The sequence below is a fragment of the Kitasatospora sp. NPDC048662 genome, assembly GCF_055587065.1.
Window position 1 is genome coordinate 557,996 of sequence record NZ_JBVJHA010000002.1, and the last position, 19,186, is coordinate 577,181.

A 19,186-nucleotide genomic window follows, 5' to 3' on the forward strand; every position below is an offset into this window, starting at 1 on the left:
CGGGCGAACGCGCCGACGCGCCGGTCACCGTCCCGAACCGGCCGCCGGGCGGCGAGAGCCCGCCTGCGGCAGCAGACCGGCCGAGGCGGGCAGCGCTGCCCCGAGCGGCCGCCGGACGGTGAGAGCCCGGCCGGTGGCGGCGGGCCGGTCGAAGACACCGGGCACCACCCCCGGGCGAACGCAACCGGCGCGCCGGTCACCGTCCCGAACCGGCCACCGGGCGGCGAGAGCCCGCCCGCAGCAGCAGACCGGCCGAGGCACGCAACGCATCCCCGACCGGCCGTCAGGCGGCGAACCTCGGGTCGGTGGCGGCCAGTTGGTCGAGGGCGGCGAGGACGTCGGGGCCGAGCACGGCGAGTGCCAGCGGGCGGCTGCGGCGCAGGCCGAGGACGGTGCGCAGCACGTCGGCGTGGTGGATCTCGCGCAGCGCCGCCACGTACTCCTCGGCCGCGGCCTGGTCGGCGGCCCGCCAGGTCAGCAGCAGCGCCTTGACCACGGCGAACATCAGCCGTCGGCCGCGCACCAGTTCGGGCCGCTCGTTGAGGCCGAACACCTCGATGGTGGCCTCGCCGCGGACGGTCAGCGGGTCGTAGGCGCCGGAGTCCAGGTAGAGCCGCAGGTGGTCGGCCGGGTCCTCGCAGCACGGGTCGACCAGCAGGGCCTCGCCGGTGCCCGGGTCGCGCGGGAAGCGGTCGCGTTTGCGGTTGCTGTTGCAGTGCGCGCACGCCAGCAGGTGGTTCTGCCAGTCGAAGGTGCGCAGTGGTGCCTGGGCGATCGGCTCGAAGTGGTCGATGTCGGTGCCCAGGTTGTCCCCGCAGTACATGCAGCGTTCCAGTCCGGGTGCCATCTGCCGCAGCATCAGCCGTAGTTGGGCCTTGGGGCGGACGGCTTTGCGCCACGCCGCACGGCCGGACGCGGTGCTGGGACCCGCTGCCCGGATCCCGGCGGTGGCCCGGTCGAGGTCGGCGGCCAGCCGCGGTTGCAGGGCGGGCCGCTGGAGCGGGATCACTGGCCCCGGCCGAGCAGCCGCGCGGTGACCTCGTCGACCCGGGCGGTCAGCGAGCTGTTCAGCTTCGCCCCGAGTTCCCGGTATTCGGCGAGTTCCGCGTCGGTGGCCCGGCCCGCGTACATCTTGCGTTCCAGCCGTACCAGCAGTCGGCGTTCGGCCTCGGCGGCCGGCGAGTAGGCGCTGGGCAGTCCGAACAGCTCCGACAGGACGGTGTCCTCGCCGCTGCCGTACAGCACCCGCTGGCGCAGGTCCTCGTCCAGCCGGTGCGGCGCGAACTGCTCGCCGGGGCCGGGCAGGCGGATCAGCGCGCCCGGGTCGGCGGCCTGGCAGACGTACGGGCTGTGGGTGGCGACCAGGAACTGGGTGCGTGGGAAGTGCTCGGTCAGCCAGGTGCCGATCCGTTGCTGCCACACCGGGTGCAGGTGGCGGTCCACGTCGTCGATCAGCACCGGGCCGGGGTGCGGGGTGTGCGCGAGGAGGCCGGCCAGGCGGGCCAACGCCGCGACGCCGTCGCCGAGTTCGTCCAGCGGCAGCTCCAGCGCGCCGTGCGCCACGTACTGCCGCTCCGGGTCGCTGACCCGCCAGCCCGGGGGCAGCACCTCGGCCACCAGTTCGGCGTCCAGCGGGGTGGCGCGGCTCTCGGTCTGCTCCACGAAGCGTGCCTGCGGCGGGCCCTGCCGCTCACCGACCCGCCAGCGGGGCGCGGGTTCGGCCTCCACCCAGCCGTCGCCCCACAGCGCCACCGGGCCGCCGGGCAGCGCCCCGAGCGCCATCGCGACAGCCCTCAGCAGGGTGCTCTTCCCGCTCCCGTTCGGGCCCGCCACGACGTTCCATCCCGGCCCCGGGGGGAGCGTCAGATCCACCTCGCGCGCCCCGTCGAAGCACTTCACGCCGGAAATCCTGATCCGTGACACGTACACCCGGCCACCCCCTGCCTCGTTCCCACCACCTCGGTTATGCCCACGGCTGGTGGTTGCCCATGCACCGGCCCGCCCAGGGGCCCCGTCAGGGCGCGATGCGCACCGGCAGGTCCCGGAGGGCGTCGCGGAGGGCAGCGGCGAAGCGGTCGTACTCGGCGGTGCGGGCGGAGCCGGGGCGGTGGGCGAGGCCGATGCGGCGGCCGGGGGTGGGGGAGGCGAAGCGGACGCTGGCGAGGCGGTCGGTGCGGCCGGTCTCGACATCGAGTGCGGTGGCGGGGAGCAGGGTGACGCCGAGGCCGCCGGCCACCAGCTGGACGAGGGTGGAGAGTCCGGCGGCGCGGGTGCTCCCGCCGGACACGTCCGCGCCGACCTCGCGGCAGATGTCGAGGGCCTGGTCGCGCAGGCAGTGGCCTTCCTCGAGCAGCAGCACATCGAGGTCGAGCAGCACGTCGCGCGGGATGTCGCGCTGCCCGGCGAGTTCGTGTTCGGGCGGCACGATCAGCACGAAGTCCTCGTCGAACAGCGGGATTTCGGCCACCGGTGCGCTCCCGCCGGCGGGCAGGGCGAGCAGCAGGAGGTCGAGGCGTCCGGCGGCGAGGCCGTCCAGCAGGGAGGGGGTGCGTTCCTCGTGGACGTGCAGTTCGAGGTCGGGGTAGGCGTCGCGGACGAGTCGCAGCACGGTCGGCAGCAGGTAGGGCGCGACGGTGGGGATCACACCGAGGTGCAGCGGCCCGGTGAACGGCCGGCGGGCGGCCTCGACCTCCTCGGTGAGGGCGTGCAACGCGGACAGCACCTGCCGGGCGTGGACGGCGACCCGTTCCCCGAGCGGGGTGATCATGACGCGCCGGGTGGTGCGTTCGACCAGTTGTGCGCCGAGGGTCTCCTCCAGTGCGGCGACGGCGCCGGACAGTGCGGGCTGGCTGGTGCCGATCGCGGCGGCGGCCTCCCGGAAGTGCAGGTGTTCGGCGACGGCGGCGAAGGCCCGCAGCTGGGAGATGGTGGGGGTGCGTTGCGTAGGGTGCTTCACGACTGCGCTTCCTGCGTGGGTCCGATGCTGCCACCAGTGTGCCTCACTGATCGGAATTGCCTATCAGGCAAAGCAGCAGATCCGATTTCACTGATCAGTAGCCCTTGTGCGACGCTGGACAAGTCCGCAATTCGGACAACCCTCATCTCAACCCCTGGAGAAGCGACGTGCTGACGATCGGTGACAAGTTCCCCGAGTTCGAACTCAACGCCTGCGTGGACCTCGACGCCGCGAACGCCTTCGCCGAGATCAACCACAAGTCCTACGAGGGCAAGTGGAAGGTCGTGTTCTTCTGGCCGATGGACTTCACCTTCGTCTGCCCGACCGAGATCGCCGCGTTCGGCAAGCTGAACGAGGAGTTCGCCGACCGTGACGCCCAGGTCCTCGGCGTGTCCGGTGACTCGGAGTACGTCCACCACGCCTGGCGCAAGGACCACAAGGACCTGCGCGACCTGCCCTTCCCGATGCTGGCCGACGTCAAGCACGACCTGATGCGCGCCTGCGGCGTCGAGGGTGCGGACGGCACCGCCCAGCGCGCGGTGTTCATCGTGGACCCGAACAACGAGATCCAGTTCGTCATGGTGACCGCCGGCTCCGTCGGCCGTAACCCCAAGGAGGTCCTGCGGGTGCTGGACGCCCTGCAGACCGACGAGCTGTGCCCGTGCAACTGGAACAAGGGCGAGGACACCCTCGACGCCCAGGCCCTGCTGGCCGGCTGACCCGATGGCTCTCGACGAACTCAAGGCAGCCCTGCCGGACTACGCCAAGGATCTGAAGCTCAACCTGGGTTCGGTCATCGGCAACTCGGACCTGCCGGTGCAGCAGCTCTGGGGCACCGTGCTGGCCTGCGCGATGGCGACCGGTTCGCCGGCCGTGCTGCGCGAGCTGGAGCCGGAGGCCAAGTCGCACCTGTCGCCCGAGGCCTACCAGGCCGCCAAGGGTGCCGCCGCGATCATGGCGATGAACAACGTCTACTACCGGACGCTGCACCTGCTCTCCGACAAGGAGTACGGGACGATGCGGGCCGGTCTGCGGATGAACATCATCGGCAACCCCGGCGTCGACAAGGTCGACTTCGAGCTGTGGTGCTTCGCGGTCTCCGCGATCAACGGCTGCGGCCAGTGCCTCGACTCGCACGAGGGCGTGCTGCGCAAGGCCGGCGTCGAGCGCGAGGTCATCCAGGCCTCCGTGAAGGTCGCCGCCACCGTCCAGGCCGTCGCCTCGGTGCTGGACGCCGAAGCGCAGCTGGCGTAACAACGCGCAACGAGCAACGGAAAGGTCCGTCCGCGGAGGAAATCCCCTCCCCGGGCGGACCTTTCCGCATGCCCGCTACTGCTTGCGGGCCGCCGCTATCGCCTGGAAGACCTCCTGCCCGGCCGCGTTGCGCTGCCGCAGGTGCCCGGTGACGGTGTTGGTCACCGCGATCAGCGGAACCGCCACGATCGCACCGGCGATGCCGCCGACGATGGAACCCGCGGCGACGCCGAGCACCACGGCCAGCGGGTGGACCCGCACGGCCCGGCCGAGGATCAGCGGCTGCAGGATGTGGCCCTCCAGCTGCTGGACGGCGACCAGCACGACCAGCGCCATCAGCGCCTTGAACGGTCCGACGGTGACCAGCGCGATCAGCACCGCGATGGTGCCGGTGACCAGCGCGCCGACCAGCGGCACGAACGCGCCCAGGAAGATGATCACCGCGAGCGGCATCGCCATCGGCACCCCGAGCAGTTGGAGCCCGATGCCGATGCACAGCGCGTCGATGAAGGCGACGGTGACGGTGCCGCGGACGTACGCGGTCAGCGTGGCCCAGGCCTTGGGCCCGGCGCCGGCCATCGCGTAGCGGGAGTGCCGGGGCAGGCCGCGCAGGGTCCAGGTCCAGATCCGGGCGCCGTCGTAGAGCAGGAAGAAGACGGTGAAGGCGGCCAGCGCGATGCCGGTGAGCAGTTCGACGGCGATGCTGACGCCGGTGAAGCCGGCCGAGGTCAGCTGGTCGGAGTTCTTGCCGATGGACGTGGTGATCTGGTTGGTGAAGTTGTCCAGCTGGTCCTGGGTCAGGTGGAACGGGCCGTTGAGCAGCCAGTCCCGCAGCTGCCGGACACCGTCCTGCGCCTTGACGGTGACCCGGTCGAGGTTGGTGGACACCTGCCAGAACACGAACCAGCCGACCAGGCCGATGCCCGCCAGACCGGACAGGAAGGTACCGGCCGCGGCCACCGAGCGCGGGACGCCGTGCCGGCGCAGCCAGGAGACGGTGGGCTCCAGCAGCGCGGCGATCAGCACCGCGGCAAGGGCAGAGAAGGCGACCAGCCGCAGCGTGTCGATGACCCGGAAGACCACGTAGAGGGCGACGCCGATCAGCAGCAGCCGCCAGGTGGACTCGGCGGCGACCCGCAGCGTCCACGGCACCGCGTCCGCCGGGGTGGCGGGCCGGCCGAGCGGGGGTGCGCCGACCTGGTGTTCGGCGCTGCGCGGGGCGGGGACGGTCGGGTCGGCCGCCGGTTCCGGGGATGCGACGGCAAGGGCCCGGCTGTCGGCCGATGCGGCGTCGTGCTCGGCGAGTTGGCGGGCGCTCTGCTCGACGGTGCGGCGGGCGGCCCGCTCGGCGGCGAGTTCGACGGCCTGCTCGGTGGCGAGGGCCTGCGCCTCGGCGGTGATGGCCGCACGGCGGCGGCGTTCGGCGGCCGCGAACAGGCCGGCCGCCAGTGCCCCTATTTTGGCGACGCCGCGCCAGCGGCCGCCGTTCGTCTCTTCCGTCACTGCCCCGGTCTCCCCCGCGTTCGTCTGCTGCGCGGCCGCGGGTCGCGCGGCCGTCGGCGAGAAACGCTACCGGTCGGCGGGGCCCCGGGTCTCGGGGGTAACACGACCGGTTCCAGGAGGTTCCGGGCAAATCATCACCAATCTGCCCGTTTCGTCCGTCCGAAGGTGGGAAGGGGCCTCAACGGACCTTCTGTCGGCGGACCGGTCGGGAGTGGTGGAACCAGGACCCGCTCCGCTCCCCCGCGTCCGCACCGAGCCGTCGCCGCCCGCAGCGCACTGGTCAGCGCCGCCCGGGCGGCACGGCCCGCCAGAGGCCGCTGTCTCGCGGCAGCACGAAGGGCCCCGTTCTCGGCCGTGCGAGAAACGGGGCCCTTCGGTACGACTTCGAGCCGGTACCGGGCTGTCGGCCTAGTACCAGTGGTGCGACTGCCAGAACGACCAGGCGCCACAGGGGCTGCCGTAGCGGCTGTTCATGTAGTTGAGGCCCCACTTGATCTGGGTGGCGGGGTTGGTGCGCCAGTCCGCGCCGGCCGAGGCCATCTTGGAGCCCGGCAGCGCCTGGACCAGGCCGTAGGCACCGGAGGAGGCGTTGGTGGCGGTGTAGTCCCAGCCGCTCTCGCGCTTGACGATCTGGCTGAAGCACTGGAACTGGTTGGCGTCGCCGACGATCTGCAGCGCCATGTCCTGGACCGAGCCGGGGCTGACGGTGGCGAGTGCGCTGCGGGCGGAGGCGCGGTTGGCCTCCTCCTTCGCCCGCTTCTCCTCGGCCGCCTTGGCAGCCTTCTCCGCGTCGGCCTTCGCCTGGGCGTCGGCGGCGGCCTTCTGCCGGGCGGCCTCTTCCGCGGCCTTCTTGGCGGCGGCGTCGGCGGAGACCTGCTGGGCGTTGGCCTGGCGGCTGATGCCGTCGCTGACGTTCTGGGCCTGTGCACCGGTGGGCGCGTCGGCGAGCAGGGTGGCGCTCGCGACGTCGACCGTCTGGACGGTCTTGCCCTCACTGCCAGAGGCCGCACCTACGACAGCACCGACGGCGGTCACCGCGGTGGCGGAGGCGACAGCGACTCCCCGGACCGAGATCCGAGTCACATGGTTTCCTTCCAGCGTCGCCCGGCGTGTGACCTCCGGGCGCAACATGCCCCTGGTCACTGGCCTCCGTCGAGCTCTGGTCACGGGAGGCGCTGGCTCGGCCGTCCCCCCGGGCGAGCCCGGAGCGGCGGTGGAATCGAGCGGCGTACGGCCTTACGGTGTTCAGTTTTCCGCCCGCCGACCGGAGTTGCCGGGCGAGGAAGGGCCGTACGCGGGGCCTGACAGAACCCTCACCATGCCGCACGCGACGGTGTCTACGCAATTCCCTGTGCCGTGGCGGATCTCACAAACTTCGCCACCTGGGCGTTTGGCGGACGAACGATCGAGGGGGCGTCAACAGGGCTGACAGCGAAGGGGCCTGACGGTAAGCGTCAGACCCCTTTGCCCCGGTGTGTCCGGTTATGCCTACGGCTGGATGTCCTCCAGCATCTCGGTCACCAGTGCGGCGATCGGCGAACGCTCCGAACGCGTGAGCGTGACATGGGCGAACAGCGGATGGCCCTTCAACTTCTCCACCACCGCGACCACTCCGTCGTACCGACCGACCCGCAGGTTGTCCCGCTGGGCGACGTCATGGGTGAGCACCACGCGGGAGTTCTGGCCGATCCGGGAGAGCACCGTGAGCAGCACGTTCCGCTCCAGGGACTGCGCCTCGTCCACGATCACGAAGGCGTCGTGCAGCGAGCGCCCGCGGATGTGGGTGAGCGGCAGCACCTCCAACATGCCGCGGGAGATGACCTCTTCGATCACGTCCTGGGTGGTGACGGCGGAGAGGGTGTCGAACACCGCCTGCGCCCAGGGGCCCATCTTCTCGGCCTCGCTGCCGGGCAGGTAGCCGAGTTCCTGGCCGCCGACCGCGTACAGCGGGCGGAACACCATCACCTTGCGGTGCTGGCGGCGCTCCAGGACGGCCTCCAGGCCGGCGCACAGGGCGAGCGCGGACTTGCCGGTGCCGGCCCGGCCGCCCATCGAGATGATCCCGATCTCCGGGTCGAGCAGCAGGTCGAGGGCGATCCGTTGCTCGGCGCTGCGGCCACGCAGGCCGAACGCCTCGCGGTCGCCGCGGACCAGCCGCACCCGGCCGTCGGGGGCCACCCGGCCCAGCGCGCGGCCGCGCTCGGAGTGCAGCACCAGGCCGGTGTGGACCGGGAGTTGCTCGGCGCCCTCGACGGAGAGGGCGTGCTCCTGGCCGGCGAACAACTCGTCCACCTGGTCGGCGGGGACGTGCAGTTCGGTCATGCCCGTCCAGCCGGAGGTGATCGCCAGCTCGGCCCGGTACTCCTCGGCCAGCAGCCCGACCGAGCTCGCCTTGATCCGCAGCGGCAGGTCCTTGGAGACCACGGTGACGTCGTAGCCCTCGGCCTGCAGGTTGCGGGCGACCGCCAGGATCCGGGTGTCCGCCTCGCCGCCGCCGGCCCGGTAGCCGGCCGGCAGGATCGACAGGTCGGAGTGGTTCAGCTCGACCCGGATGGTGCCGCCCAACTCGCCCACCGGGATCGGCTCGTCGAGCCGGCCGTGGCGGATCCGGTAGTCGTCCAGCAGGCGCAGCGCCTGGCGGGCGAAGTAGCCGAGCTCCGGATGGTGCCGCTTGGCCTCCAACTCGGTCACCACGACCACCGGGAGGACCACCTCGTGCTCCTCGAAGCGCGTCATGGCGAGAGGGTCGGCCAGGAGCACGCTGGTGTCGAGGACGTACGTGCGCCGGTCTGGTGTCCGGCGGCTCTTGGTACTGACCACTAGCCCTCCAGAGCGGGTGACCCGACGTCACCCGCGGCCCACCGGTCCCCGCGGCCCCGCTGGCCGGGGGGACGGTCTGAGGGGAGTCTTCCCAGGCGAGGAGGCCCGCATTCGCGCCTGGACGAACGGCGGGATCACAACGGGTGAACGTTTTCCCATGAGCAGCACGGGTATGAGGAACCGACCGGCCGCCCGGGCGAATTGGCCGGGCGTCAGCGCCCCATCCGCCGGTTGCGCAGTTGGTAGTCGCGCAGCGCCCGCAGGAAGTCGACCTTGCGGAAGGCCGGCCAGTAGGCCTCGCAGAAGTAGAACTCGCTGTGCGCGGACTGCCAGAGCAGGAAGCCGGACAGCCGCTGTTCGCCGGAGGTGCGGATCACCAGGTCGGGGTCGGGCTGGCCCTTGGTGTAGAGGTGCTCGGCGATGTGCTCGACGTCGAGGATTTCGGCCAGTTCCTCGATCGAGGTGCCGCGGCCGGCGTGCTCCTGGAGCAGCGAGCGGACGGCGTCGGCGATTTCCTGCCGGCCGCCGTAGCCGATGGCGACGTTGACGGTCAGTCCGTCGATGTGCGCGGTCTGCTGCTCGGCGCGCTTGAGCACCTCGGCGGTGGGGGCGGGCAGCAGGTCGAGCGCGCCGACCGGGTGGACCTTCCAGCGGCCGGCGTCGACCAGGCCCTGGACGGCGTCCTCGATGATGCCGAGCAGCGGGACGAGTTCCTCGGCGGGGCGGGCCAGGTTGTCGGTGGAGAGCATCCACAGGGTGACCACCCGGACGTCGGTCTCCTCGCACCAGCCCAGGAACTCGCTGATCTTGTCGGCGCCGCGCTGGTGGCCGTAGGCGGTGGTGCCGCCGGTGGCCTTGGCCCAGCGCCGGTTGCCGTCCAGGATCACGCCGATGTGGTGCGGGGTGTTGGCCAGGTGCACCTCGACCCGGCGGCCGTACAGCCGGTAGGCCCGGTCCAGCAGGGTACGCAGCCCCGGCGTGCGCTCGACCACATCGCGCAGACCCATCGTGAACGGCCCCTCCGTGCTGATTGCTCCGGGTGCGAAATCCCTGCGGCAGCCTACTCCGCCAGGCATTACGGACGTAAAACCGCAGGTACCGGTCTTGTCACAGTGCGCGTCCGGGGCCGGATACGGAACGGTCTCCGAATCCTTAAACGGTCCCTAAACCGGATTCCGGGTCTTGACGCTTGCCATTGGTCTAGTCCAGCGTGTGGTCAGCACCACAGCGGACCCACCCCCACAGCGGAGCCGCCGCGCCCCCCACCGCGGCGGCTCTCCCTTCCCCCGCCACGTCTGCTCTCCCCCCACTCCCCCACCCCCCTCTCCTGCACTGGAGCCTGTCATGGCCCGTACCCTGCAGCAGCCGTCCCACCGGCGCCGCAACACCTTCCCGGCGGTGCTGGCCACCGCGACCGCGCTGGCCCTGGCCGGCACCGGCCTGGCCCTGTCGGCCGGCGGCGCGAACGCCGCGGTCGGCAACCTGGTGACCAACGGCGGCTTCGACTCCGGCCTGTCCGGCTGGACCTGCACCGGCAACGCCACCGCGGTCTCCACCCCGGTCCACTCCGGCACGGGCGCGCTGGCCGCCACCCCGGGCGCCGGCGACACCGCGGAGTGCACCCAGACCGTCTCGGTGCTCCCCAACACCGCCTACTCGCTGAACGCTTGGGTCCAGGGCTCGTACGTCTACCTGGGCGCCCGCGGCACCGGCGGCACCGACCCGTCCACCTGGTCGGCGCAGAGCAGCTGGAACCAGCTGAACACCGGCTTCACCACCGGCGCCAACACCACCAGCGTCACGCTGTACATCCACGGCTGGTACGGCCAGCCCACCTACTACGCGGACGACATCCAGCTGATCGGCCCGGGCGGCACCGCCTCCCCGTCGCCGTCCGCCAGCTCGGCCTCCCCGAAGCCGTCCACCTCCGCCTCCGCCTCCGCCTCGCAGAGCGCCTCGCCCTCGGCCTCGGCCTCGCCCTCGCGGAGCGCCTCGCCGTCGGCGTCCAGCTCGCCCGGCCCGTCCGGCTCGGCGACCACCCCGCCGCCGAACACCGGCCTGCCCAAGCACCTGCTGACCGGCTACTGGCAGAACTTCGACAACGGCTCGACCGTGCAGAAGCTGCGTAACGTGCAGTCCGCGTACGACATCATCGCGGTCTCCTTCGCCGACGCGACCACCACCCAGGGCGCGATCTCCTTCACCCTGGACCCGGCGCTGGCCACCAAGCTCGGCGGCTACACCGACGCCGACTTCAAGGCCGACATCGCCGCCAAGCACGCGGCCGGCAAGAAGGTCGTGCTCTCCATCGGCGGCCAGAACGGCGCGATCTCGGTGGGCAGTTCGGCCGCCGCGACCGCGTTCTCCGACTCGGCCCACCAGCTGATCCAGCAGTACGGCTTCGACGGCATCGACGTCGATCTGGAGAACGGCGTCAACGCCACCTACCTGGCGCAGGCGCTGCACACCCTGCAGGCCAGGGTCGGCTCCGGCTTCGTGCTGACCATGGCCCCCGAGACCATCGGGATGTACTCCACCGCCGGTGCGTACTTCCAGCTGGCGCTGGCCACCAAGGACATCCTGACCGTCGTCAACACCCAGTTCTACAACTCCGGTGGCATGAACGGCTGCGACGGCAAGGTCTACACCCAGGGCACCGTCGACTTCATCACCGCGCAGGTCTGCACCCACATCCAGGGCGGTCTGCGGCCCGACCAGGTCGGCATCGGCGTCCCGGCCTCCAGCAGGGCGGCGGGCGGCGGCTACGTCAACTCCACCGTGGTCAACAACGCGCTGGACTGCCTGGCCACCGGCAACCACTGCGGCAGCTTCGTCCCGCCGGCCAAGTGGCCGACCATTCGCGGTGCGATGACCTGGTCCACCAACTGGGACGCCAACAACGGCAACGACTTCTCCACCAACGTCGGCGCCTTCGTCCGCAGCATGCCGTGACTCTCCGCCGGTGCACCGCTCCTTGAGGGTGGGGCAGGTGCACACCCGGGGCCCGTCGTACCACTGGGGGTACGACGGGCCCCGCCCACGTCAGCGGGTGGTGACCACCACGGCCACCAGGGTGCCCAGCAGCATCGCCGGGCCGAAGGCCAGTTCGGTGCGGCGGCCGGCCCGGCGCAGCACCAGCAGGGCGACCGCCCACAGCGCGGCGATCACCCACATGTAAAGGAGACCGGCGTAGAACGCCCGCCAGCCGGCCAGTCCGAGCACCGCGCCGAGCGAGGGCGCGAGTTTGACGTCGCCCAGGCCCATCGGCGCGAACAGCGCCAGCAGCAGGAACAGGCCCCCGAGGGCGCCCGCCGCGAGCGCGCAGCGCAGCCACACCTGCGGGCGGTGGTCGGCGAGCGGGACCAGCAGGGCCGTGCCCGCCAGCAGCGGCAGGGTCAGGGCGTCCGGCAGGCGCTTCACCGCGGCGTCCACGAACCCCAGCGCCACACCGAACAGCGCCACCCACACCAGCAGCGGCAGCCACCGTCCCGGCAGGTACGCGGCCAGCGCGGCGCCGACCGCCCCGGCCGTCAACTCCACGGCCAGCGGCGGCGGTCCGGCCCGCTCGCCGCAGCGCACGCAACGGCCCAGCGGCGTCACCGCGCAGGCCCGCCACGGCTCGCCGCCCGGCACCGCGTACCGCACCACCGCCGACCGCAGCGGCACCCCCACCAGCAGACCCAGCACCGCTCCCAGCGCTGTCAGCATCCGACGCCTCCCCTGACGGCCCGCCGTGACCCTACCGCCGCACCACCGTTCGCCCGTCCGTGTCCAGGTGGCGAACACCACGCGGGGATGGGCCCGGCGCGCCCGTAAAGTAAGCGGGCATGCAGGTCATCCAGTCCAGCAAACTCGCCAATGTCTGCTACGACATTCGCGGCCCGGTGCTCGACGAGGCGATGCGGCTGGAGGAGCAGGGCCACCGCATCCTCAAGCTCAACACCGGCAACCCGGCCGCGTTCGGCTTCGAAGCCCCGCCCGAGATCCTCCAGGACATCCTCCGCAACCTGTCCTCCGCGCACGGCTACGGCGACTCCAAGGGCCTGCTGTCGGCCCGCCGCGCCGTGGTCATGCACTACGAGGACCGCGGCCTGCACGGCCTGTCCGTCGAGGACGTCTACCTGGGCAACGGCGTCTCCGAGCTGATCCAGCTCGCCATGACCGCCCTGCTCGACGACGGCGACGAGGTTCTCGTCCCCGCCCCCGACTACCCGCTGTGGACGGCCTCGGTCTCGCTGGCCGGCGGCACCGCCGTCCACTACCGGTGCGACGAACAGGCCGAGTGGTACCCCGACCTGGCCGACATCGCCGCGAAGATCACCGACCGCACCCGGGCGATCGTCGTGATCAACCCCAACAACCCCACCGGCGCGGTCTACCCGCGCGAGCTGCTGGAAGGGATCGTCGAACTCGCCCGGCAGCACCGGCTGGTGGTGTACGCGGACGAGATCTACGACAAGATCCTCTACGACGGCGTGGAGCACGTCCCGCTCGCCACCCTCGCCCCGGACCTGTTCTGCGTCACCTTCAACGGCATGTCCAAGTCCTACCGGGTGGCCGGCTTCCGCAGCGGCTGGATGGTGCTCTCCGGCGACCGGCAGCGCGCCCGTTCCTACATCGAGGGCCTCAACGTGCTCGCCTCGATGCGCCTGTGCGCCAACATGCCCGCCCAGCACGCCGTCGCCGCGGCCCTCGGCGGACGCCAGTCCATCCGCGAGCTGATCCTGCCCGGCGGCCGGCTGCTCGCCTCGCGCGACGCGGCGTACCGGCTGCTCAACGAGATCCCCGGCGTCTCCTGCGTGAAGCCGAAGGGCGCGCTGTACGCGTTCCCGCGGCTCGACCCGCAGGTGTACAAGATCAAGGACGACGCGCAGATGGTCCTCGACCTGCTGCGCGCCGAGCGGATCCTGATCGTCCAGGGCACCGGCTTCAACTGGCCCGACCCCGACCACTTCCGCCTGGTCACCCTCCCCCATCCGGCGGACATCACGGACGCGGTCACCCGCATCGGCGACTTTCTGTCCGGCTACGTGCAGCCCTGAGAGCGCCCCGCCAGGGGCGCGGGGAACCGCGCGAAGCGGAAGGCACAGACGGCAAGGTCCGCCCGAGGAGAGAACGCGCTCCCCGGACGGACCTTGTCGATGCGACTGTCAGCCGAGACGCTTGACCAGGGCCTGGTACTCGTCCCACAGCGCCTTCGGCGTGTGCTCGCCGAACATCTCCAGGTGGGCCGGGACCAGCGCGGCCTCCTGCTTCCAGATCTCGTTGTCGACCGAGAACAGCAGCTCCTGGTCGGCGGCCGGGATCTCCAGCCCGTCGAGGTCGAAGCTCTCGACCGTCGGCAGCACGCCGATCGGGGTCTCGACGCCCTCCGCGGTGCCTTCGAGGCGCTCGACGATCCACTTCAGGACGCGGCTGTTCTCGCCGTAGCCGGGCCACACGAACTTGCCTTCGGCGTTCTTGCGGAACCAGTTGACGTAGTAGATCTTCGGCAGCTTGGTGGCGTCGGCCTCGGCGCCGACCTTCAGCCAGTGCGCGAAGTAGTCGCCCATGTTGTAGCCGCAGAACGGCAGCATCGCGAACGGGTCGCGGCGCAGCTCGCCGACGGTGCCCTCGGCGGCGGCCGTCTTCTCGGAGGCGATGTTGGCGCCGAGGAAGACGCCGTGCTGCCAGTCGAAGGACTCGGTGACCAGCGGGACGGCGGTGGCGCGGCGGCCGCCGAACAGGATCGCCGAGATCGGGACGCCGGCCGGGTCCTCCCACTCGGGGGCGATGGTCGGGCACTGCGCGGCGGGGACGGCGAACCGGGAGTTCGGGTGGGCGGCGGGGGTCTCGGACTCGGGGGTCCAGTCGTTGCCGCGCCAGTCGGTGAGGTGGGCGGGGGCGTCCTTGGTGAGGCCCTCCCACCACACGTCGCCGTCGTCGGTGAGGGCGACGTTGGTGAAGACGGTGTTGCCCCAGAGGGTCTTGATGGCGTTGGCGTTGGTGTCCTCGCCGGTGCCGGGGGCGACGCCGAAGAAGCCGGCCTCGGGGTTGATGGCGTAGAGCCGGCCGTCGGCGCCGAAGCGCATCCAGGCGATGTCGTCGCCGATGGTCTCGACCTTCCAGCCCGGGATGGTGGGCTGGAGCATGGCGAGGTTGGTCTTGCCGCAGGCGGACGGGAACGCGGCGGTGACGTACTTCGCCTCGCCGGACGGCGGGGTGAGCTTGAGGACGAGCATGTGCTCGGCCAGCCAGCCCTCGTCGCGGGCCATGGTGGAGGCGATGCGCAGCGCGTAGCACTTCTTGCCGAGCAGGGCGTTGCCGCCGTAGCCGGAGCCGAAGGACCAGATCTCCTTGGTCTCCGGGAAGTGCGAGATGTACTTGGTGGTGTTGCACGGCCAGGCGACGTCCGCCTCGCCCTCGGCGAGCGGGGCGCCGACGGTGTGCACGGCCTTGACGAACTCGCCGTCCTCGCCGAGCTGGTCGAGCACGGCCTGGCCCATCCGGGTCATCACGCGCATCGAGACGGCGACGTAGGCGGAGTCGGTGATCTCGACGCCGTACGCGGCCAGCGGGGAGCCGACGGGGCCCATGGAGAACGGCACCACGTACATGGTGCGGCCCTTCATCGCGCCGCGGAACAGGCCGTTCTCACCCGAGAAGACCTCCCGCATCTCGGCGGGGGCCTTCCAGTGGTTGGTCGGGCCGGCGTCCTCTTCCTTCTCCGAGCAGATGAAGGTGCGGTCCTCGACGCGGGCGACGTCGGACGGGTCGGAGGCCGCGTAGTAGGAGTTGGGGCGCTTGGTCTCGTCGAGCTTGGTGAAGGTGCCCTGGGCGACGAGCTGCTCGGCGAGGCGGTGGTACTCCTCCTCGGAGCCGTCGCACCACACCACGCGGTCGGGCTGGGTGAGCTCGGCAATCTCGTTGACCCATGCCACCAGGCGCTGGTGGCGGGTGGGCGCGGACTCGGTGAGCGCAGAGATCTGAGGCGACACGATCGCTCCGTTTCACACCATCTCGGCCAGGAGACGGCGTCGCGGGGGTTGAGGGTCCTTACACGGTAGACCCGCCGACCCGCCCCTCCTTTGTCGAAATGGCGTCATTGACGAGATCTTTACTACGTAATGTCTGAATCGGCGGCTCCGGATCGCCCTCCGAGGGGCCCGTTCGACCCTTGATGACACCCTCCGAACACTCCAGAACGTCTAAAAGTGAGGATCGCCACTTTCCTACGCGCCGGTAACCTACGGTTCCGTAAGATGCTGTCCATGACCGCGGAAGCCCTCGATCTCGCAAAGCCCAAGTGGCGCGGCTGGCTGCACGCCGGCATGTTCCCGGCCTCGCTGGCCGCCGGAATCGTGTTGATCTGCCTGGCCGGGTCGACGGCGGCGCGGATCGCCTGCGCCGTCTACTCGGTGAGCGCCTGGCTGCTGTTCGGGGTGAGCGCGGTGTACCACCGCTTCACCTGGGGACCGCGCGGCGAGGCGGTGCTGCGCCGGCTGGACCACGCCAACATCTTCCTGATCATCGCCGGGACGTACACCCCGTTCACCATGCTGCTGCTGGACGGCGCGCGGCAGCAGGTGCTGCTGTGGCTGGTGTGGGGCGGCGCGCTGGCGGGAATAGCGTTCCGGGTGTTCTGGGTCGGCGCCCCGCGCTGGCTGTACACCCCGTGCTACGTGGCGCTCGGCTGGGCGGCGGTGTTCTTCCTGCCGGACTTCCTGCACAAGGGCGGCGCGGCCGTCCTGACCCTGATCGTGGTCGGCGGCGCGCTCTACACCATCGGCGGGGTGATCTACGGCCTCAAGCGCCCGAACCCGTCACCGCGCTGGTTCGGCTTCCACGAGGTGTTCCACGCCTTCACCCTCGGCGCGTTCATCGTGCAGTACGTGGGGGTCTCGCTGGTGGCGTACACCGCCGCCGGCTGATCCCGGCAGAAACGATCCCCCCACAGCACGTCAGTACCGCACCGGCTGGGCCGCCCTCGCCTCCAGCCGCTCCCGGGCCCGACGGCAGCGCTCGCAGTGCGCCGCGTCGGGCCCTTCGCCTGCCGTCCGCTGGTGGGCCCGGCCGCGGAAGCGGTACGCGACCCAGGCCATCACGGCCAGCACCTCGACCGCCGAGACCACCCAGACCAGGCGGGCTCCGCCGATCAAGTACCCGGCTATGACGGCCAGCGCGGCCAGCACACCGACCACGCCGCTCCAGAACCCGGTCGCTCCGTACTCCATTGGCAAACCTCCCACCGCCCGACAGGCCATCTGACGAGTCGTCAGAGAACTCCCCACCTACAGTGACACGTTCGGCACGCAGCGCGGGCGAACGGGGGATCAACAGCGCGTCAATTCCAGAAGTGGGAATCCCGCAGCGCGGGCTTCGGTTGACACTCGGCATCTTTTGAGAGCTACTCTCATTTGAGAGATGCCATCAGATGGAGATCCGTCATGCCTGCTCCGCACCCCCGTCGCTGGATCGCACTGACCGCGGTCGCACTCAGCGTGCTCGTCATCGGCTTCGACACCACCGTGCTGAACGTCGCCCTGCCCGACCTGGCCCGGCAGCTGGACGCCGGCACCGGGCAGCAGCAGTGGATCGTCGACGCCTACACGGTGGTGTTCGCCGCCGCCCTGCTCCCGGCCGGCCTGCTCGGCGACCGGTTCGGCCGCCGCCGCACCCTGGTGACCGGCCTCGCGCTGTTCGGCGCGGCCTCCGTGCTCGGCACCCTGGCCGGCGGGCCCGCCACGCTGATCGCGGCCCGCGCCGCGATGGGCCTGGCCGCCGCGTTCGTGATGCCGATGTCGATGGCGGTGATCCCCGCCGTCTTCCCGCCCGCCGAACAGCGCCGCGCCACCGCGCTGCTGACCACCATGACCGCGATCGGCGTGCCGCTCGGGCCGATCATCGGCGGGCTGCTGCTGCGCGGCTACTGGTGGGGCTCGATCTTCCTGATCAACGTGCCGCTGGTGGTGCTCGGTGTGCTGGCCTGCCTGCTGCTGCTCCCCGAGTCCGCCGACCCGGCCGCACCCCGGATCGACCTGCGCTCCGCAGGCCTCGCGGCGGGCGGCCTGGCCGCGCTCACCTGGGGCATCATCGAGGGCGCCGAACGCGGCTGGGGCGACGCCCTGGTGCTCACCGCGCTGCTCGGCGCGGCCGGCGCGCTGACCGCGCTGGTGCTGCGCAGCAAGCAGCAGGACCACCCGATGCTCGACCTGCGGCTGCTCGCCGAGCCGGTGTTCCGCTGGTGCGCGATCGCCGTCACCCTGGTCTCGGTCGCCCTGTTCGGCGGGTTCTTCGTACTGCCCGCCTACTTCCAGAGCGTGCTGGGCACCGACGCGCTCGGCAGCGGCCTGCGGCTGATGCCGATGATGGGCGGCCTGCTGGTCGCCGCCCGGCTCGGCGAACGCCTGGTGCGCCGCTTCGCCCCGCGCGGCGTGATCGCGGCCGGGCTGGCGCTGACCGCCCTCGCCCTGCTGCTCGGCAGCCGCACCGCGCCGGGCGACGGCTACGGGTGGACGGCGCTGTGGCTGCCGCTGTTCGGCGCCGGTCTCGGCCTGGTGCTGATCACCGCCACCGCCTCCGCGATGCTCCTGCTGCCGCCCGCCAAGGCCGGCGTCGGCTCCGGGCTGGTGCAGACGCTCCGCCAGGTCGGCGGCGCGGTCGGCGTCGCCGTGTTCGGCAGCCTGCTGGCGGCGGGCTACCGCTCGGCGCTGCACCTCCCGGCGCTCCCCGGGGACGCCGCGCACCGGGTCCGCGGTTCGGTGATCGCCGCCGACGCGGTCGCCGAGCGGCTGGGCGATCCGGCGCTCGCCGCGTCCGCGCACGGCGCGTACGTGCACGGCATGGGCCTGGTGATGCTGACCGCCGGGATCCTCGCGGCGCTGTCCGCCGTACTGGTCGCGGCCCGGATGCCGGGCGGCGGCGACCCCGTGGCCACGGACACCGCCGAGCTGCGGCCGCTGGCCGGGGCGGTCGGCGATCCCGGAGAATCGTCCGCATGAGCACTCCGCGCAGCGCCCGGCCCCGCCCGTCCGACGCGTCCTCCGGTTCGTTGGAGGAGCTGGTCGAAGCCCCGATGTCGCTGCGCGAACGCAAGAAGCTGAAAACCCGCCAGACCCTGCGCCGGGAGGCCTTCCGGCTGTTCGCGGAGCAGGGCTGGGAGGCCACCACCGTCGACCAGATCGCGGCCGCCGCGGAGGTCTCCCCGGCCACCTTCTTCCGGTACTTCCCGACCAAGGAGGACCTGGTCCTCAGCGACGAGTACGACCCGCTGATGGCGGCCGCGATCCGGGCCCGGCCGGCGGACGAGCCGTTCCTCACCTCCGCCCGGGAGGTGCTGGTCGGGCTGATCCGCCGGATCGCCGAGCAGGAACGCGCCGAGCTGTACGAGCGGATGCGGCTGACCGCCTCCGTCCCGGCCCTGCGGACCCGGATGCTCGACGGCACCGGTCAGCCGAGCAGGATGCTGCTCGACCTGCTCACCGAACGGGCCGGCCTGGACGCCCCCACCCTCGAACTGCGGATCACCGCCGCCGCGATCGCCGCCGCGCTCACCGAGACCTCGCTGTACTGGGCCGACCACCAGGGCCAGGACGACCTCGCCGACCTGCTCGACCGGGCGCTGCGGCACCTTCAGGAGCTCGGCCGGCGCTGACCCGGGGGCCGAGCCTCTGA

At 71.6% G+C, this 19,186-nt stretch carries 17 protein-coding genes; 7 read left to right on the plus strand and 10 right to left on the minus strand.

Annotation, left to right across the window (positions count from 1 at the left end; genetic code table 11):
- Positions 1-283: 283 nt before the first annotated feature.
- From ACZ6R9_RS08450 to ACZ6R9_RS08460, 3 genes are all read right to left on the minus strand, one after another.
- On the minus strand, positions 284-1,009 hold the full coding sequence (locus ACZ6R9_RS08450) for an HNH endonuclease (protein WP_465537235.1): 726 nt from the start codon (positions 1,007-1,009) through the stop codon (positions 284-286).
- Complete coding sequence (locus tag ACZ6R9_RS08455; protein WP_465537237.1) at positions 1,006-1,929, minus strand: AAA family ATPase; 924 nt, start codon at positions 1,927-1,929, stop codon at positions 1,006-1,008. The genes ACZ6R9_RS08450 and ACZ6R9_RS08455 overlap by 4 nt, the downstream gene beginning before the upstream one ends.
- Before the next feature lie 85 nt (positions 1,930-2,014).
- Positions 2,015-2,956: a LysR substrate-binding domain-containing protein gene (locus ACZ6R9_RS08460; protein ID WP_465537239.1), complete on the minus strand. Its 942-nt coding sequence runs from the start codon at positions 2,954-2,956 to the stop codon at positions 2,015-2,017.
- Between the two features lie 167 nt (positions 2,957-3,123).
- Between ACZ6R9_RS08460 and ACZ6R9_RS08465 the strand changes: the two genes are divergently transcribed.
- Entirely contained in the window at positions 3,124-3,675 is a 552-nt protein-coding gene (locus ACZ6R9_RS08465; RefSeq protein ID WP_380487704.1) for a peroxiredoxin, read from the plus strand.
- 4 nt (positions 3,676-3,679) lie between these two features.
- Positions 3,680-4,210: an alkyl hydroperoxide reductase gene (locus ACZ6R9_RS08470; RefSeq protein WP_465537242.1), complete on the plus strand. Its 531-nt coding sequence runs from the start codon at positions 3,680-3,682 to the stop codon at positions 4,208-4,210.
- A 75-nt stretch (positions 4,211-4,285) separates the two neighbouring features.
- On the opposite strand, the gene ACZ6R9_RS08475 is transcribed toward ACZ6R9_RS08470, so the two are convergent.
- The 4 genes from ACZ6R9_RS08475 to ACZ6R9_RS08490 all read right to left on the minus strand — a co-directional run bounded on the left by ACZ6R9_RS08475 (position 4,286) and on the right by ACZ6R9_RS08490 (position 9,540).
- Positions 4,286-5,713, minus strand: a complete 1,428-nt coding sequence (locus ACZ6R9_RS08475) for an AI-2E family transporter (protein ID WP_380487701.1) — start codon at positions 5,711-5,713, stop codon at positions 4,286-4,288.
- 408 nt (positions 5,714-6,121) lie between these two features.
- The gene (locus ACZ6R9_RS08480) at positions 6,122-6,796 is read right to left on the minus strand and encodes an aggregation-promoting factor C-terminal-like domain-containing protein (protein ID WP_380487699.1); all 675 of its coding nucleotides are present in this window, start codon (positions 6,794-6,796) and stop codon (positions 6,122-6,124) included.
- 405 nt (positions 6,797-7,201) lie between these two features.
- Positions 7,202-8,533: a PhoH family protein gene (locus tag ACZ6R9_RS08485; protein ID WP_380487697.1), complete on the minus strand. Its 1,332-nt coding sequence runs from the start codon at positions 8,531-8,533 to the stop codon at positions 7,202-7,204.
- A gap of 212 nt (positions 8,534-8,745) precedes the next feature.
- Positions 8,746-9,540 carry an isoprenyl transferase gene (locus ACZ6R9_RS08490; RefSeq protein ID WP_380487695.1) on the minus strand — a complete coding sequence of 265 codons (795 nt, stop codon included), beginning with the start codon at positions 9,538-9,540 and terminating at the stop codon, positions 8,746-8,748.
- 337 nt (positions 9,541-9,877) lie between these two features.
- Here ACZ6R9_RS08490 and ACZ6R9_RS08495 point away from each other — a divergent pair, with 337 nt between their 5' ends.
- On the plus strand, positions 9,878-11,485 hold the full coding sequence (locus tag ACZ6R9_RS08495; RefSeq protein WP_465537245.1) for a chitinase: 1,608 nt from the start codon (positions 9,878-9,880) through the stop codon (positions 11,483-11,485).
- Positions 11,486-11,575: 90 nt separating this feature from the next.
- Here the strand turns inward: ACZ6R9_RS08495 and ACZ6R9_RS08500 are convergent, their stop codons facing one another.
- Entirely contained in the window at positions 11,576-12,241 is a 666-nt protein-coding gene (locus ACZ6R9_RS08500) for a prepilin peptidase (RefSeq protein WP_380487691.1), read from the minus strand.
- 119 nt (positions 12,242-12,360) lie between these two features.
- On the opposite strand from ACZ6R9_RS08500, the gene ACZ6R9_RS08505 reads away from it, so the two are divergent.
- The gene (locus ACZ6R9_RS08505; RefSeq protein WP_380487690.1) at positions 12,361-13,575 is read left to right on the plus strand and encodes a pyridoxal phosphate-dependent aminotransferase; all 1,215 of its coding nucleotides are present in this window, start codon (positions 12,361-12,363) and stop codon (positions 13,573-13,575) included.
- Between the two features lie 108 nt (positions 13,576-13,683).
- On the opposite strand, the gene ACZ6R9_RS08510 is transcribed toward ACZ6R9_RS08505, so the two are convergent.
- A complete protein-coding gene (locus tag ACZ6R9_RS08510) occupies positions 13,684-15,510 on the minus strand; it encodes a phosphoenolpyruvate carboxykinase (GTP) (protein ID WP_465537248.1) in 1,827 nt (608 codons plus the stop codon).
- A gap of 264 nt (positions 15,511-15,774) precedes the next feature.
- Between ACZ6R9_RS08510 and trhA the strand changes: the two genes are divergently transcribed.
- A complete protein-coding gene (trhA, locus tag ACZ6R9_RS08515) occupies positions 15,775-16,443 on the plus strand; it encodes a PAQR family membrane homeostasis protein TrhA (protein ID WP_380487686.1) in 669 nt (222 codons plus the stop codon).
- 30 nt (positions 16,444-16,473) lie between these two features.
- On the opposite strand, the gene ACZ6R9_RS08520 is transcribed toward trhA, so the two are convergent.
- Entirely contained in the window at positions 16,474-16,746 is a 273-nt protein-coding gene (locus tag ACZ6R9_RS08520; protein WP_387637856.1) for a hypothetical protein, read from the minus strand.
- 213 nt (positions 16,747-16,959) lie between these two features.
- Here ACZ6R9_RS08520 and ACZ6R9_RS08525 point away from each other — a divergent pair, with 213 nt between their 5' ends.
- Together ACZ6R9_RS08525 and ACZ6R9_RS08530 are read left to right on the plus strand one after the other, a co-directional pair.
- Entirely contained in the window at positions 16,960-18,513 is a 1,554-nt protein-coding gene (locus ACZ6R9_RS08525; RefSeq protein ID WP_465537251.1) for an MFS transporter, read from the plus strand.
- Positions 18,510-19,166, plus strand: a complete 657-nt coding sequence (locus ACZ6R9_RS08530) for a TetR family transcriptional regulator (RefSeq protein WP_380487680.1) — start codon at positions 18,510-18,512, stop codon at positions 19,164-19,166. Before ACZ6R9_RS08525 ends, ACZ6R9_RS08530 begins: the two co-directional genes overlap by 4 nt.
- Positions 19,167-19,186: the final 20 nt, after the last annotated feature.